Here is a 15,401-nt window from a genome sequence, read left to right as displayed (position 1 = left end):
TCAGTCACGCTCCTCGTGGTACCGCGGGTGCTTGTCGTGGTCGAACTCGCCCGTCACGTGCTCTTGGCCCGCACGGGTCTCGGCCATGATCCGGGTCAGCGTGTCGGGGTCGGCGTGCACGCCCGAGAGCGGTGCCGCCTCGGGGTGGTGCAGGTCGAACGCCGGGCGCTCGGAGCGGATCCGCGGGATGGTGTCGAAGTTGTGCCGCGGCGGCGGGCACGAGGTGGCCCACTCGAGCGATGCGCCGTAACCCCACGGGTCGTCGGTCTCGACCAGGGGCGCGGTGCGCCAGGTCTTCCAGACGTTGTAGAGGAACGGGAGCGTCGAGGCCGCCAGCAGGAACGCACCGAACGTGGAGACCTGGTTCATCCACGTGAAGCCGTCCTCGGGCAGGTAGTCGGCGTAGCGACGGGGCATGCCGTCGACGCCCAGCACGTGCTGGATGAGGAAGGTGGTGTGGAAGCCGATGAAGAGCATCCAGAAGTGGATCTTGCCCAGGGTCTCGTCGAGCATCCGGCCGGTGAACTTGGGCCACCAGAAGTAGAAGCCCGCGAACATCGCGAAGACCACGGTGCCGAACACCACGTAGTGGAAGTGCGCCACGACGAAGTAGCTGTCGGACAGGTGGAAGTCGAGCGCCGGGCTGGACAGGATGATGCCGGTCAGGCCACCGAACAGGAAGGTGACCAGGAAGCCGATGGCCCAGAGCATCGGCGTCTCGAAGGAGAGCTTGCCGCCCCACATCGTGCCGATCCAGTTGAAGAACTTCACGCCCGTGGGCACGGCGATGAGCATCGTCATCACCGCGAAGAACGGCAGGAGCACCTGGCCCGTCGCGTACATGTGGTGGGCCCACACGGTGACCGAGAGGGCGGCGATGCCGATGGTGGCGAAGACGAGGGTCTTGTAGCCGAAGATCGGCTTGCGCGAGAACACCGGGAGGATCTCGGAGATGATCCCGAAGAACGGCAGCGCGATGATGTAAACCTCGGGGTGGCCGAAGAACCAGAACAGGTGTTGCCAGAGCATCGGCCCACCGTTGTCGGCCTCGAAGATCTGTGCCCCGAACTTGCGGTCGGCGCCGAGGGCGAGCAGGGCGGAGGCCAGCACCGGGAACGCCATCAGCACGAGCAGGCTGGTGATGAGGATCGTCCAGGTGAAGATCGGCATCCGGAACATGGTCATGCCGGGGGCACGCATGCAGATGATCGTGGTGATGAAGTTGACGGCGCCGAGGATGGTGCCGAAGCCACCGAGGGCGAGGCCGAAGACCCACAGGTCGCCGCCGAGGCCGGGGCTGTTGGAGGCGTCGGAGAGGGGCGAGTAGGCGAACCACCCGAACGACGCCGCACCCGACGGCGTGAGGAAGCCGGCCGAGGCGATCAGGCCACCGAACAGGTAGAGCCAGTAGGCGAACATGTTGAGCCGCGGGAACGCGACGTCGGGGGCACCGATCTGGATCGGCATGAGCGCGTTCGCGAACCCCGCGAACAGCGGGGTCGCGAAGAGCAGCAACATGATCGTGCCGTGCATGGTGAACAGCTGGTTGAACTGCTCGGGGTTGTCCACCACCTGCAGGCCGGGCTTGAAGAGCTCGGCACGGATCAGCAGGGCGAGCACGCCGCCGAACATGAAGAAGATGAACGACGTGATGAAGTAGAGGTTGCCGATGACCTTGTGGTCGGTGGTCGAGGCCCACTTCACGACGGTCTGGCCCTTGGTGAGCCGACGGGTCGAGGTCGCCTCGGTGGACCGGTAGTAGGTCCCGGTGGTCGACTCGGTTGCCGCTGCCATCAGTTGCTCCCTGCACTCGGGATGAGGTTCTGATCCTCGTCCATGACCTTGGACGGGTTCAGGCTGTTGTCGAGCTGGCCGTTGTTGCCCTGGGCCTTGAGCTCGGCGATGTGCTGGTCGTAGGTCGCCTGGTCGACGACCTTGACGTTGAACAGCATCTGCGAGTGGTAGGCGCCGCAGAGCTCTGCGCACTTGCCCTTGAAGTCGCCGGTCTCGGTCGGGAAGACCTGGAACTTGTTGACCCGGCCGGGGATCATGTCGAGCTTCTGGAGGAAGGCCGGGACCCAGAACGAGTGGATGACGTCACGCGCGGTCAGCACGAACTCGGTGCGCTTGTTGACCGGCAGGTAGAGGGTCGGGAGGTTCTTCTCGGCGCCCGGCTCCCCCGTGAGCTCGGCCTGCGTGCCGCTCTCGTAGGTCTGCTCGTTGACGTAGTTGAAGTCCCAGCTCCACTTCTTGCCCACCACGTTGACGACGACGTCGGGGTGCTTGGAGGTGTCGAGCAGGGCGGCCTCGTCACGCGCGGTGTAGTAGAAGAGCACCGCGATCATGAAGACCGGGACGATCGTGTAGAGGATCTCCATCGGCACGTTGTAGCGCAGCTGCACCGGCAGGGTGGTGTCGTCCTTCTTGCGACGGTAGGCCACCACGCACCAGCCGATCAGGCCCCAGACGATGACGCCGACGACGAGCGCGGCGATCCAGGCACCGTTCCAGAGCGAGGTGACACGTTCGCCTCCCTCGGTCACGGCGCGCGGCAGGAAGCCGTCCTGGACGCGCCCGGCGCAGCCGGAGAGGGCGAGGGCGACGAGCGACAGCCCGAGAGCCGTGGTCGTTCTCCTCTGAGCAGTCCGCCGCCGCTGTGGGCGCGGCGCAGAGACGTCGTGCTGACGCAACGGTGCACCTTCTTCGAGACAGTGATGGGCCATCGCGCCAAACCCTACTCCAGCCGGTGCCTCCCGTCCGGCCAGGGTGCGGCTAACGTCGGGGTGTGGCGAACCCCTCTCCGGACGACACCCCGGACGGCCCCTCGGACCGGCTCCCCCAGCGTGCCGTCCTCGACGCGGCACCCGGGCCCATGCACCCTCGGGCCAGGGAGACGATGCTCGCCGCGGTCGACGCGGGGTGGGCCGACCCGCGTCGGCTGCACCGCGAGGGACGGACCGCGAGACACCTGCTCGACCAGGCCCGTGGGGTGCTCGCGGAAGGCCTCGGGGTCAGCCCCGCGGAGGTCGCCTTCGCGCCCGACGGACCGACCGCGGTCCGGTGGATGACCGACGGTCTCCGGTATGCCGGGCGGCGTCGTGGAGGGCGCGTGGTCGCCTCCGCGGTCGAGCACTCGGCGGTCCTCGTCCCCGGTCGCCACGCCGCCGACGCCGCTGGCGACCCGGCGGTCTTCGACGCGGTGGCCGTCGACTCCGTCGGGCGAGTGGACCTCACCGCCTGGGGTGCGGCCGTGGGCGCACCGGGCACGGTGGCCGCCCTCCTCCAGCACGCCAACGGTGAGGTGGGGACGATCCAGCCGCTCGAGGCCGCCGGCGAGGCCTGCCGTGCCGCAGGCGTGCCCCTCGGGGTCGACGCCCAGGCGTCGCTCGGGCGCACGGGCATCCCCGGCACCTTCGACGTCCTGGCGGCCGAGGCCGCGTCCTGGGGCGGGCCGGGCGGCCTCGGGGTCGTCGTGGTCCCCGAGCGCACGCGGTGGCTGCTCCCGGGCCCCGCGGACCCGGACGTCGCCCTGAGCGGACCCACCCGGCACACGCCGTGGGTCCCGCTGGCCCTGGCGGCAGCCGAGGCCTGGCAGCAGACCGTGGCCGAGGCCGGGCGGGAGCAGGCGGAGGCGTTCGCCCTCGTCGACCTCGTCCGGAGGGCGGCCGCGCAGGTCCCCGACGTCGAGGTCGCGGGAGACCCGCTGGACCGCCTGCCCCACGTGGTGACCTTCTCGGCCCTCTACGCCGACGGGGAGGCGCTGGTGCGCGAGTTCGACCGCCGGGGTTTCGCGGTGGGGTCGGGTTCGGCGTGCACGGCGAGCACCCTCGAGCCCAGCCACGTCCTGGCCGCGATGGGTGCCCTGACCCACGGCAACGTGCGGGTGACCCTGCCCCTGTCCGCCGTGGCACCGGACCGCGCCGGGCAGGTCGAGGCCTTCTGCGCCGTCATCGCCGACGTGGTCGAGTCGGTGCGGACCGAGCTCGGGGCACGCCGCCTGTGACCGACACACCGGGACCCGCCGAGGAGCAGGAGCCGGCCTCCGCCGGGGCCGCGCCGGTCGTCGTGGACGCCCGCGGCCTGCGTTGCCCGCTCCCGGTGATCAGGCTCGCGCAGGTCGCCCAGGACTCCCCCGCCGGCACGGTGCTCGAGGTGTGGGCGACCGACCCGGCGGCAGGGGCCGACATCCCGGCGTGGTGCCGGATGCGGGCCCAGGACTACCTCGGTGAGGTCGCCACGGACGGTGGGCACGCGGCATACCGGGTGCGCACGGTGGGATGAGCCCTGCCCGTGTCGGGCGCCGGGGTGGCTAGGCCGAGAACGTCGGGGGGTCGAGCTTGACGGCCTCGCCCAGGCGCTCGAGGTAGTCGCGTCGGGAGACCGTGACCACGCCGAGGCTGCGCAGGTGGTCGGTCGCCCACTGCACGTCGATGAGGCGACGGGGGTCACCATCGGCGAAGACGTAGCCGGCAGTGGCCACGACGGCCGCCTTGGACGCATCGGTGACCCGGTGGAACATCGACTCCCCCGCGAAGAGCCCGCCCACGTTGATGCCGTAGAGGCCGCCGACGAGCTGCCCGTCCTGCCAGGTCTCGATGCTGTGCGCCCAGCCCAGCGCGTGCAGCTCGGTGTAGGCGTCCATGATCTCGTCGGTGATCCAGCGCCCGTCACGACTCGGGTCGGCGCAGGCCTCGACCACCTCGCGGAAGGCGGTGTCGACCCGCATCTCGAAGTGCCGCAACGACTTCTGGAGGGAACGGCTGGCATGCACTCCCCCAGGCAGCAGGACGCCGCGGGGGTCCGGCGACCACCAGCCGAGCGGTCGGGCACCGTGCTCTCCCAACCCCATGGGGAAGACGCCGCTGCGGTAGGCCTCGATCAGCGTGCCCGCCCGCAGGTCTCCCCCGACGGCGACCATGTCCTCGCCGTCCTCCACCTCGCTGAGGTCGAAGACCCAGCTGGTGGGCAGGGGTTCGACCGGCTCGGCGGTCACCACCGTGGCACCTCCCGCCTAGGGTGCGATGCAGGCGATGTGGGGCTCGATGGCGTCGGCCGACTCCTGGCCGTAGGCGTCAGCCAGCCGTTGGAGGAAGCTCGCCTTGCCCAGCGTGTACTCCTGCGTGCCCACGGTCTCGATCACGTAGGTCGCGAGCATCGAGCCGAGCTCGGCGGAGTGCTGGAGACCGAGGTCGGCCGCCAGACCGGTGAGGAAACCGGCCCGGAACGCGTCACCGACACCCGTGGGGTCAGCACGGCGCACCTCGCGGGCGACCGAGACCTCGATGGTCTCCTCGCCCTTGCGCTCGATGGAGACACCGTCCTTGCCCCGCGTGATCACCCGGGTGTGCACGCGGTCGGCGATCTCCTCGACGCCCCAGCCGGTCTTCTGCTCGGTCAGCGCGGCCTCGTACTCGTTGGTGAGCAGGAAGTCGGCGCCGTCGATGAGCTGGCGGATGGTCTCGCCGTCGGCGAAGGCGAGCTGCTGGCTCGGGTCGGCAGCGAAGGGTATGCCGCGCGAGCGGCACTCGCGCGTGTGGCGCAGCATCGCCTCGGGGTCGTTCGCACCGATCAGGACGAGGTCGAGCCCGCCCACGCGGTGCGCGATGGGATCGAGCTCGATGGCCCGCGCCTCGCTCATCGCGCCGGCGTAGAAGGTGGCGATCTGGGCCATGTCCTCGTCGGTCGTGCAGACGAAGCGGGCCGTGTGCTTCGACTCGGACACGTGCACCGAGTGGCAGTCGACGCCGTGGCGCTCGAGCCAGCTGCGGTAGTCGGCGAAGTCCTCACCCACCGCCCCCACGAGGATCGGGCGCTGGCCGAGGTTGGCCATCCCGAAGGCGATGTTCGCGGCCACCCCGCCCCGGCGCACCTCGAGGTCGTCCGCGAGGAACGACAGCGAGACCTTGTCGAGCTGCTCGACGACGAGGCTGTCGCGGAACCTGCCCTTGAAGGTCATCAGGTGGTCAGTGGCGATGGAACCCGTGATGGCTATCTGCACGCGCGAAAACCTACCTGTTGTGGCGGTGCGGTGCGCGCAGCAGCCTGACGAACCGTTGCCGCCAGCGGCGACAAGGAGCACAGTCGGACCATGACCCAACCCGACCTCGGCGCCTTCGACTTCACCGGCCTGCGCGCCACCTTCGTCAACTGCACCCTCAAGCGCTCCCCCGAGCCCAGCAACACCCAGGCCCTGGTCGACATCAGCGCCGGCATCATGCGCAAGCACGGGGTCGAGGTCGACCTGGTCCGGGCCGTCGACCACGACATCGCGACCGGCGTCTACGTCGACATGACCGAGCACGGCTGGGACCGTGACGAGTGGCCGACGTTGTTCGCGGGGATCCTCGACTCCGACATCCTCGTCGTCGCCGGGCCGATCTGGCTGGGCGACAACTCGAGCGTCACCAAGCGGGTGATCGAGCGTCTGTACGCCGGCTCGTCGATGACCAACGCCGCAGGGCAGTACGTCTACTACGGCAAGGTCGGCGGCGCCATCATCACCGGCAACGAGGACGGCATCAAGCACTGCTCGTCCAACATCCTCTACAGCCTCCAGCACATCGGCTACTCGATCCCCCCAGCCGCCGACGCCGGGTGGATCGGCGAGGCGGGGCCGGGTCCCTCGTACCTGGACCCCGGCAGCGGCGGCCCCGAGAACGAGTTCACCCAGCGGAACACCACGTTCATGACGTGGAACCTCATGCACCTCGCGGCGCTGCTGAAGGCTGCGGGTGGCTTCCCGGTCGGCGGCAACCAGCGCACCGAGTGGGACGCGGGCGCCCGGTTCGACTACCCGAACCCCGAGTACCGCTAGCGCGGCGCCTCCGGCGACCGAACGGCGATGCGCCCGTCACCAGTGGTGACGGGCGCATCATGTTCGCTCGGCTGCCGTGCTCGATCAGCTGAAGGAGTCGCCGCAGGCGCAGGAGCTGCCGGCGTTGGGGTTGTCGATGGTGAAGCCCTGCTTCTCGATCGTGTCGGCGAAGTCGATGCTGGCGTTCTCGAGGTAGGGGGCGCTCATCCGGTCGACGACGACCTCGACACCGTCGAAGTCGCGGACGAGGTCACCGTCGAGGGTGCGCTCGTCGAAGTACAGCTGGTAGATGAGGCCGGAGCAGCCACCGGGCTGCACGCCCACGCGCAGGCGCAGGTCGTCACGACCCTCCTGCTCGAGCAGGGACTTCACCTTGGCGGCAGCCACATCAGTGAGGAGCACGCCGTGCGTGGCCTCGGCGGGCGCCTCGGTGGCGTCGACGGTGGTCGCCGCAGCGGTCTGGTCCTGAACACTCATGGTGATGCGTCCTTCATGTCGGTGGAGGTCGGCCACTGGTGCCAACCCACGGTTCGCGCGAAATGTTCCCCGCGCATCTCCACTGTACGACGAGCTCAGGCGCGGGGGGACCAGGTGGCCGCCACCCGGGCGGTTCGCGCCGCGAGGGTGCCGACCGGATCGGCCATGGCGGCCTCGACCTCGGCGGGCGTGTCGGCCACCGCGTAGCTCCCGGACAGCCCCAGGGTCATGGCCTCCCGTCGCCCGACCAGGGCCTGGCCCGCGATCACGACGCTCGGCGTGGCCGTCTCGAGCGCCAGTGCGGCGACCCCCGCCACGACCTTGCCCTGCAGGCTCTGCCAGTCGAAGGAGCCCTCCCCCGTGACCACGAGGTCGGCCGCCCGCAGCAGCTCGCGCAACCCGACTGCCTCGAGGACCTCGCCCACCCCGCTGACCCGCGTGCCGCCGAGCAGCAGCAGCGCGTACCCCAGACCGCCCGCGGCGCCGGCGCCCGGCGACTTGTCGAGCCGTCGGGCCGACCCCGTCAGGAGGTCGGTCTGCTCCGGCACCGTGCGGCGCACGACCTCGACGAACCGTCCCAGGGCGCCCTCCAGTGCCTGGGCGACCTCCGGCGAGGCGCCCTTCTGAGGGCTGAACACCGCACTCGCCCCCTGGAGACCGAGCAGGGGTGACTCGACGTCGGTGGCGAGCACGAGCTCGACGTCGCGGAAGCGTTCGCGGGTCTCGACCAGCCCCGGCAGGGCCGTGTCGGAGACCTCCGCGAGCGCCAGGCCGCCCCGGGCCAGGTCGTGGGCCGACCCGGCACCCAGGGCCGCCAGCAGGCCGGCGCCCGCGTCGTTGGTGGCGCTGCCACCCAGCCCCACGACGATGCGATCGACCCCTTCGGCGAGGGCGGCCTCGAGCAGCTGGCCCACGCCCCAGGTGCTCGTGACGGCCGGGTTGCGCTCGTCGGCCGCGAGCAGGTGGAGACCGGCCGCCTGCGCGGACTCGAGGTATGCCGTGCGGCGTCCACCGTCGTCGACCACCAGCAGCGCCGCGGGCACCTCACGACCGAGGGGGTCGGTGACCGTCACCGCCAGGGTCTGGGCCTCGGGGATGGCCCCTGCAAGGACGTCGAGGAAACCGGGGCCTCCGTCCGACAACGGTCGCAGGGTCAGCAGGTCGTGCGGTGCGCTCGAGGCCCACCCCTGGGCCATCGCCTGGGCAGCCTGCTGGGCAGTGAGGGTGCCGGTGAAACAGTCCGGCGCGATGACGACATGCACGGTCCCATCCTTGCAGTCCGCGTGCGGGTGGCGGTGAAGGGCCAAATTCGCCCCGGTTGAGCACGGATTGGTGGCAAATGCGTGGCGCGGTGGAGGCGGGTGGCGGCAAAGAGGTCCACACTGGACACATGCGCCCCCGTCAGCCCGCCAAGAAGCCCCACCTGCCCAACAGCCCATTCCGCGCCGCCGAGGTCCCGGTCATCCCGGACTTCGCCGTCAACGACCGGGTCACCCACGACCGGCACGGACTCGGTTCGATCGTGCGCGTCACCGGCGACCGGATCCACGTGCGCTTCGGTGAGAACACCGTCAGCGTCGCGATGTCCAGCAGCAAGATCCACCCGCTCTAGGTCGACCCACCTACGGCACGAGGGCAGCACCGAGCAGGGCTCGGGCGGCCGCCTGGTCGCCGTCCACCGAGAGCTCTGCGGGGTCGGCTCGGTGCCACAGAGCGAGGTAGAGCTGGGTCGCGGGTCCACTGACCCGGGCGACCGCTCCCTCCGCGACCCCGGAGGCCAGCACGACCGCTCCCTCGACCAACCGCACGGTCCATGACGCGTCGACGTCGGTGCAGCACAACGCGATCGGCGCTGGCGCCGGGATCACGTCCAGGGGCTGGAGCCCCGCGTGACGGACCAGGCTCCGGGGAGCCATCACCTCGAAGACCTCCGCCACGCCATCGGCGGCGTCCTCCGCAGTGAGGCCGGGGAGATCGCCCACCAACCCCGACACCGGGAGGCGGCCAGCAGCCTGCAGCGCGTCGACGTGGTGGACCGTGGTCTCGTGGAGCTGACGACGCCGCCAGAACCGCGCGGTCCGGTGCGCAGGGTCGGCCGAGAAGCTCCACGAGGGGTGGTCCGGGGACAGCTCGGCCAGCGTCGACACGATCGTGGCGGCGCACGCGGCATACCAGTCGGCCAGTGGCTGGCTTCGGTCCCGCCGCGGGTACGGGTCCGGCGGTGCGCCCTGCCGCGCGCTGTGGGCAGCCCAGAGGTGCACCCGGCCCAGGTGGTCGACGAGGTCGGTCACCGTCCAGCCCGGGCAGGCGGGCACCGTCGCTGCCGGGTCGGTGGTGCGGACGGTGGCGAGCATCGCTGCGGTCGCCGTCCCCAAGGCGGCCAGCGCGTGGTCGTCGTGCATGGGCGCGACCCTAGCCCGGTGGGCCGCGCCAGGCCCGGCACCGCACGGCATACGATCGCTGCGTGAGCACCCCTGTGACGCAGTCGGACTCCCGTCCCTCGCCCCTCCCCCTGCTGGTCCTCGGTCGCGGCACCGACCTGCACACCGAGCGTGGCGTGGAGTGTCCGGGCGACCTGCCGGCACCCTCCGACCCGGGTCTCGTCGAGCGGGCCCGCGCGGCCAAGGCCGCACTGGGTGACCGGGTCTTCGTGCTCGGCCACCACTACCAGCGCGACGAGGTGATCGAGTTCGCCGACGTCACGGGCGACTCCTTCAAGCTGGCCAAGGACGCGGCCGCGCGGCCCGACGCGCCCTACATCGTCTTCTGCGGGGTCCACTTCATGGCCGAGTCGGCCGACATCCTCACCAGCGACGAGCAGACCGTGATCCTGCCCGACCTGGCTGCGGGCTGCTCGATGGCTGACATGGCCGCGATCCGGCAGGTCGAGGACGCCTGGGACGACCTGGTCGAGGCCGGCGTCGCCGACCGCACGGTCCCCGTCACCTACATGAACTCCTCCGCGGCGATCAAGGCGTTCACCGGCCGGCACGGCGGCACGATCTGCACGTCGTCCAACGCGCGCACCGCCCTTGCCTGGGCCCTGGACCAGGCGGGCGAGGGCGGCAAGGTGCTCTTCCTGCCCGACCAGCACCTCGGTCGCAACACCTACGTCCGCGACCTCGGTGGCGAGCTCGACGGGTGCGTCGTCTTCGACCCGCACAAGCCGATGGGCGGCCTGACCCGCCAGGAGCTCGAGGACGCCACGATGATCCTGTGGCGTGGCCACTGCTCGGTGCACGGGCGGTTCAGCCTGGCCGCGGTCGAGCAGGCCCGGCGCGAGATCCCCGGCGTCAAGGTGATCGTCCACCCCGAGTGCCAGCACGAGGTCGTCGAGGCGGCCGACGAGGTGGGCTCGACCGAGAAGATCATCACCACCATCGCGGCGGCGCCGGCCGGCACCAAGTGGGTCGTCGGCACCGAGCTCAACCTGGTGCGGCGCCTGGCGGCACAGTTCCCCGAACAGCAGATCTCGTTCCTGGAGAAGAACGTCTGCTACTGCTCCACGATGAACCGCATCGACCTGCCCCACCTCGTGTGGACGCTCGAGTCACTGGTGCAGGGTCGCGTCGTCAACCCGATCCGGGTCGACCCCGAGGTGGCCCACCACGCGCGCGTCGCGCTCGACCAGATGCTGGCCCTGCCGGGAGAGACCCACCGGGACTAGTCCTCCTGAGGGAGGCCAAACGCAGGCGACCCCTCACATACTGGGTGATCTGCAGGGATCCACGCTCCACGTGGGAGGATCGCCCCTGGTCACGATGACACGCAGGCTCGCACCCACGCTGTCGGCGACGTCGTCGCACCGTATGGTGTGGCGATCCGCGGTCGCGATGCCTGCATCCGACGTGCTCGGCCTGTCCGAGCAGCGGAGAGGTGGGGCTGGTCTCGCTGTGTGCGGGCCGCCGCACTTCCCGTGGGCGGGCTGACCCGACCGAGTTCAGGGGCGGTCGGTCAGCTCGTCCACGGTCATCGTGAAGTCCCGCGCACGGAGCCGGTCGACGAGCGCGTCACCCATCGCCGTCGACGGGGTCAGCACCCCAGCGGCCTCGGGCAGGGCTGCGCCGTCCAGGGCGAGGCACAGCGCGGACTCACCCAGCATCACGGCCGTCGCGGTATACCCCGGGTCGCCCTGGGCCGCCACGGTGGCGAGGTAACGGCGACCGGTCTCGGTGGTGGTGCGGATCTTCATCGCGAACCACCCCGACAGCCGGGCCTGCTCGCTGGGTCCCTCGCCGGGCGAGGGCGCGAGGCGGTCGACGATCGGCCGGGTGCGGGGGTTGGCCATGCCTGCGTAGGCCAGCCCCAGCAGGGCGGAGAAGACGGTGGCGCGGCGACGGCCCCGCAAGCCCTTGCCGTACGCGCTCACTTCGCGGTAGCGGAACCGTCGTCCGTAGGCGTGGCGCCGAAGTGCGTTGCTACGACGCACGATCCGGGTGTTGAAACCGGCCATGATGAACGGGCCCACCCAGTCGCCGGTCTCCGCGTCGACGAACACCGAGCTCGCGTCGCGCTCCTTGCCCAGGTCGGGCTCGGCGGCCCGGTCGGGGCTGAGGGCGTAGGCGTCGAAGACGACCTTGCGCAGCGCCTTGTCCTGCGCCACCGCTTCGAGCTGGGCTCGCGAGGAGTCGATCGTGCCGCCGCTCAGGCCGCCCTTCGACTTGGCGTGCAGGGTCGTGTCGAGCAGCCCGCCGGCCGCGTCCGCGACGGCGCGCTCGTGCAGCAGGTGCACCCCGAGGTCGGACGGGATCGAGTCGTACCCGCAGGCGGTCACGATGCGGGCGCCGGTCTCCCGGGCACGGGCGTCGACGGCGTCGATCGCCCGCCGGACGAACAGCACCTCCCCCGTGAGGTCGGCATAGTGCGTGCCGGCCTCGGCACAGGCCTGGACGAGGGGCAGGCCGTAGCGCAGGTAGGGGCCGACGGTCGAGGCGACCACCGTCGTCGACTCGGCCAGGGCACGCAGGGCGACCGGGTCGGCCGCGTCGGCGACCACCAGGGGCCAGTCGCGTGCCGCGGCCGGCAGCCCCGACCGCACCTCCTCGAGCCGTCGCTCGGAGCGACCGGCGAGGGCGACACGGGTGCCCGCCGGCGCGTGCTCGGCGAGGTAGGCGGCGACGAGCCGGCCGACGAAGCCGGTGGCCCCGAAGACCACGACGTCGTGGGTGCGGGCGGTGGCGCTGGGGGTCATGACGGTGTTCCGTTCGCTCGGGTGTGCGCGATGAGGTCGCGATACCAGTGGTAGGAGTCCTTGGGCGTGCGGACCTGCGTGCGGTAGTCGACGTGGACCAACCCGAACCGCTCGGCGTAGCCCGCCGCCCACTCGAAGTTGTCGGTGGCCGACCAGGCGAAGTAGCCACGCACGTCGGCGCCGTCGCGGACCTCGTCGGCCAGCGCCCGCAGGTGGGCGTCGTGGTAGGCGATCCGTCGCGGGTCGGGCACGCGGCCGTCGACCGGGTCGGCGTCGTGGAAGGAGCAGCCGCTCTCGGTCACGTACAGCGGCGGGAGCTGCTCCGCATACCGGTCACGGAAGGTCCGGACGATCTGGGCCAGACCCTCCGGGACGATCGGCCAGTCGAAGTCGGTGCGTTCGTAGCCCTCGATGCGACGGTTCTCGAACGGTAGCCCGGGCGGCAGCTGCGCCCCGTCGAGCTGGGAGCTGTCGGGCGCCAGCCCGGGCGCACCGATGCGCGCCGGGTTGTAGTAGTTGATGCCGAACCAGTCCAGCGGCTCGGCGATGGTGGCGAGGTCGCCGTCGCGGTAGCTCGGGAAGCCCTGTTCGGTGCCCTCGACGGGGTAACGGCCGAGCAGTACCGGGTCGGCGAACATCCAGTTCCAGAGGTTGTCGTAGAGCTCGGCCGCCTCGACGTCCCGGGGGGCCGGCGAGGCCGGCCACACCGGTGCGTGGTTGCTCGCGATGCCGATCTCGCGACAGCCCGCCGCGCGCAGCGCCTGGGTCGCGAGCCCGTGCCCGAGGAGCAGGTGGTGCACCACGGGGAGCGCGTCGAACCCCAGCGAGCGCCCGGGCGCGTGGTTGCCGATCGCGTAGCCCAGCATGGTGACGACGTTGGGCTCGTTCAGCGGCATCCAGCGGGCCACTCGGTCACCGAGCCGCTCGCCGACGATCGTCGCGTAGGCCGCGAAGTGCTCGGTGATCTCGCGACCGGTCCAGCCGCCGCGGTCCTCCAGGGCCTGCGGGGTGTCCCAGTGGAAGAGCGTCGCCGTGGGCTCGATGCCCGCGTCGAGCAGCTCGTCGACCAGCCGGTCGTAGAAGTCCAGACCGGCCGCATTCACCTCGCCCGTCCCCGTGGGCAGGATGCGCGGCCAGGAGACGGAGAACCGGTAGCTGTCGACGCCGAGCACCTTGAGCAGCTCCACGTCCTCGCGGTAGCGGTGGTAGTGGTCGCAGGCGATGGCCCCGCTGGCCCCACCGACGATGACTCCCGGCTTGTCGCAGAAGGTGTCCCAGACCGAGCGGCCGCGGCCGCCCTCGTTGACGGCGCCCTCGACCTGGTAGGCCGCGGACGCGACGCCGAAGGTGAAGTCCCGCGGCAGGGTGGGGAAATCGGTCACCGGACTCTCCTCGGGACGGGCGGTTGGGGCTGGCTGTCGGATCCGGGTCGGCTCCGGGACATCGGCCGGGCGAGGTCGACGGCGAGGTCAACGGCGAGATCGACGAGGCTTGGTCAGCGGGGCATGGTCAGCGGGGCATGGCCCCCAGGCGGGCCAGGAGGACGGCCTCGGCAACACAGACCTTCTCGAACTCGCCGAGGTGGAGCGACTCGTTCGCACCGTGGGCCCGTGTGTCGGGGTCCTCGACCCCGGTCACGAGGATGGCGGCGTCGGGGAACTTCGTCGCGAACGACGCGACGAACGGGATCGACCCGCCCACGCCGATGTCGACGGGCACGACCCCCCACGCGTCGGTGAAGGCGGCCCGCGCCTGGTCGTAGACCGGGCCGTCCGCGTGGGCGTCGAAACCCGAGCCCTGGTCGTCGAGGTGCACCTCCACCCTGGCACCCCACGGGGTGTTCGCCTCGATGTGGCGCTGCACCGCGGCATACGCATCCAGGGGGTCCTCCTCCGGGGCGAGCCGGATCGAGACCTTGGCGCTCGCGCTCGGCACCAGGGTGTTCGACGACTTCGCCACCGAGGGCGCGTCGATGCCGATGACGGTGGCGGTCGGCTTGGCCCAGATGCGGTCGAGGAGGCTGCCCGTGCCGATGACCTCGACGCCGTCGAGCAGCCCGGACTCCTCACGAAGGCGGGCCTCGTCGAAGTCGAGGTCGCTGGCCTTGCCCGACTTCAGACCGGCGATCGCGACGTCGCCGGCGTCGTCGTGGAGGCTGGCGAGGATCCGGACGAGCGGGGTGAGGGCATCGGGGACGGCACCGCCGAACATGCCCGAGTGCACTCCGTGGTCGAGGGTCCGCACCGTCACGACGACGCGGATCAGGCCGCGCAGGGTGGTCGTCAGGGCGGGCTCGCCGATCGCCCAGTTGGTCGAGTCGGCGAGGACGATCGCGTCGGCCCGCAGCTTCTCGCCGTGCTTCTCCAGCAGGGTCGGCAGGGAGTCGGAGCCGATCTCCTCCTCGCCCTCGACGAAGACCGTGACACCGACCGGGAGGGCGCCGGTGTGGGCGCGCAGGGCGGCGAGGTGGGCCATGATCCCGGCCTTGTCGTCGGCGGCGCCCCGACCGTAGAGCCGGCCGTCACGCTCGGTGGGCTCGAAAGGCGCACTGTCCCAGTCCTTGTCGTCACCGGGAGGCTGCACGTCGTGGTGGGCGTAGAGCAGGACCGTGGGCGCACCCTCGGGTCCGTCGATGTGCCCGATGACGGCCGGGCGGCCCCCCTCGCGGACGATCTCGACCTCGAGCCCCTCGGCGCGCAGGAGCGCGGCGGTCGCCTCGGCGCTGGCCTCGACGTGGGCCTGGTCGAAGGCGTCGAGGCTCACGCTCGGGATGCGCGTGAGGTCCTCGAGGTCCTTGCGCAGGCCCGGCATGAGGCCGGCAACGGTGTCCCTGAGGGCGGAGATCTGGTCAGCAGTCAGCACGTCGTCGGTCACGGTCGGGAGCCTAACGGGTGGGACCGTCGCCCTCCGGGCGTGGGA

Annotated in this window: 15 protein-coding genes; 5 read left to right on the top strand and 10 right to left on the bottom strand. The window is 71.1% G+C overall.

The annotated features are described in order from the left end of the window. Both ctaD and ctaC read right to left on the bottom strand, forming a co-directional pair. Entirely contained in the window at positions 1-1,794 is a 1,794-nt protein-coding gene (gene ctaD, locus ABD262_RS05200; protein WP_344132186.1) for an aa3-type cytochrome oxidase subunit I, read from the bottom strand. Beyond that, a complete protein-coding gene (ctaC, locus tag ABD262_RS05195; RefSeq protein WP_344132183.1) occupies positions 1,794-2,723 on the bottom strand; it encodes an aa3-type cytochrome oxidase subunit II in 930 nt (309 codons plus the stop codon). Before ctaC ends, ctaD begins: the two co-directional genes overlap by 1 nt. A gap of 62 nt (positions 2,724-2,785) precedes the next feature. Between ctaC and ABD262_RS05190 the strand changes: the two genes are divergently transcribed. Further along, positions 2,786-4,003 (top strand): cysteine desulfurase family protein, encoded by a 1,218-nt coding sequence (locus ABD262_RS05190; protein WP_344132180.1) that lies wholly within the window; start codon positions 2,786-2,788, stop codon positions 4,001-4,003. Then, positions 4,000-4,281, top strand: coding sequence for a sulfurtransferase TusA family protein (locus ABD262_RS05185; protein WP_344132177.1), 282 nt, complete (start codon positions 4,000-4,002; stop codon positions 4,279-4,281). Before ABD262_RS05190 ends, ABD262_RS05185 begins: the two co-directional genes overlap by 4 nt. Positions 4,282-4,309: 28 nt before the next feature. On the opposite strand, the gene aat is transcribed toward ABD262_RS05185, so the two are convergent. Together aat and ABD262_RS05175 are read right to left on the bottom strand one after the other, a co-directional pair. Continuing rightward, complete coding sequence (aat, locus tag ABD262_RS05180) at positions 4,310-4,993, bottom strand: leucyl/phenylalanyl-tRNA--protein transferase (RefSeq protein WP_425564796.1); 684 nt, start codon at positions 4,991-4,993, stop codon at positions 4,310-4,312. 18 nt (positions 4,994-5,011) lie between these two features. Further along, on the bottom strand, positions 5,012-5,998 hold the full coding sequence (locus ABD262_RS05175; RefSeq protein ID WP_344132174.1) for a carbohydrate kinase family protein: 987 nt from the start codon (positions 5,996-5,998) through the stop codon (positions 5,012-5,014). Positions 5,999-6,088: 90 nt separating this feature from the next. Here ABD262_RS05175 and ABD262_RS05170 point away from each other — a divergent pair, with 90 nt between their 5' ends. After that, complete coding sequence (locus ABD262_RS05170) at positions 6,089-6,814, top strand: flavodoxin family protein (protein ID WP_344132171.1); 726 nt, start codon at positions 6,089-6,091, stop codon at positions 6,812-6,814. Between the two features lie 84 nt (positions 6,815-6,898). Here the strand turns inward: ABD262_RS05170 and ABD262_RS05165 are convergent, their stop codons facing one another. Both ABD262_RS05165 and ABD262_RS05160 read right to left on the bottom strand, forming a co-directional pair. Next, on the bottom strand, positions 6,899-7,291 hold the full coding sequence (locus tag ABD262_RS05165; RefSeq protein ID WP_056920736.1) for a HesB/IscA family protein: 393 nt from the start codon (positions 7,289-7,291) through the stop codon (positions 6,899-6,901). A 95-nt stretch (positions 7,292-7,386) separates the two neighbouring features. Then, positions 7,387-8,553 carry a glycerate kinase family protein gene (locus ABD262_RS05160; protein WP_344132162.1) on the bottom strand — a complete coding sequence of 389 codons (1,167 nt, stop codon included), beginning with the start codon at positions 8,551-8,553 and terminating at the stop codon, positions 7,387-7,389. Between the two features lie 128 nt (positions 8,554-8,681). Here ABD262_RS05160 and ABD262_RS05155 point away from each other — a divergent pair, with 128 nt between their 5' ends. Further along, complete coding sequence (locus ABD262_RS05155; protein WP_344132159.1) at positions 8,682-8,903, top strand: hypothetical protein; 222 nt, start codon at positions 8,682-8,684, stop codon at positions 8,901-8,903. Positions 8,904-8,913: 10 nt separating this feature from the next. On the opposite strand, the gene ABD262_RS05150 is transcribed toward ABD262_RS05155, so the two are convergent. Beyond that, positions 8,914-9,693, bottom strand: a complete 780-nt coding sequence (locus tag ABD262_RS05150; RefSeq protein ID WP_344132156.1) for a maleylpyruvate isomerase family mycothiol-dependent enzyme — start codon at positions 9,691-9,693, stop codon at positions 8,914-8,916. Positions 9,694-9,755: 62 nt separating this feature from the next. On the opposite strand from ABD262_RS05150, the gene nadA reads away from it, so the two are divergent. Then, positions 9,756-10,958, top strand: coding sequence for a quinolinate synthase NadA (gene nadA / locus ABD262_RS05145; RefSeq protein ID WP_344132153.1), 1,203 nt, complete (start codon positions 9,756-9,758; stop codon positions 10,956-10,958). A gap of 273 nt (positions 10,959-11,231) precedes the next feature. On the opposite strand, the gene ABD262_RS05140 is transcribed toward nadA, so the two are convergent. From ABD262_RS05140 to ABD262_RS05130, 3 genes are all read right to left on the bottom strand, one after another. Then, positions 11,232-12,482 (bottom strand): saccharopine dehydrogenase family protein, encoded by a 1,251-nt coding sequence (locus ABD262_RS05140; RefSeq protein ID WP_344132150.1) that lies wholly within the window; start codon positions 12,480-12,482, stop codon positions 11,232-11,234. After that, the gene (locus ABD262_RS05135) at positions 12,479-13,864 is read right to left on the bottom strand and encodes a GH1 family beta-glucosidase (RefSeq protein ID WP_344132147.1); all 1,386 of its coding nucleotides are present in this window, start codon (positions 13,862-13,864) and stop codon (positions 12,479-12,481) included. The genes ABD262_RS05140 and ABD262_RS05135 overlap by 4 nt, the downstream gene beginning before the upstream one ends. 127 nt (positions 13,865-13,991) lie before the next feature. After that, positions 13,992-15,356, bottom strand: a complete 1,365-nt coding sequence (locus ABD262_RS05130; protein ID WP_344132144.1) for a dipeptidase — start codon at positions 15,354-15,356, stop codon at positions 13,992-13,994. Positions 15,357-15,401: the final 45 nt, after the last annotated feature.

The organism is Pedococcus bigeumensis, from assembly GCF_039531795.1.
Taxonomy (GTDB): domain Bacteria; phylum Actinomycetota; class Actinomycetes; order Actinomycetales; family Dermatophilaceae; genus Pedococcus; species Pedococcus bigeumensis.
This window is presented reverse-complemented; position numbering and strand designations above follow the sequence as displayed.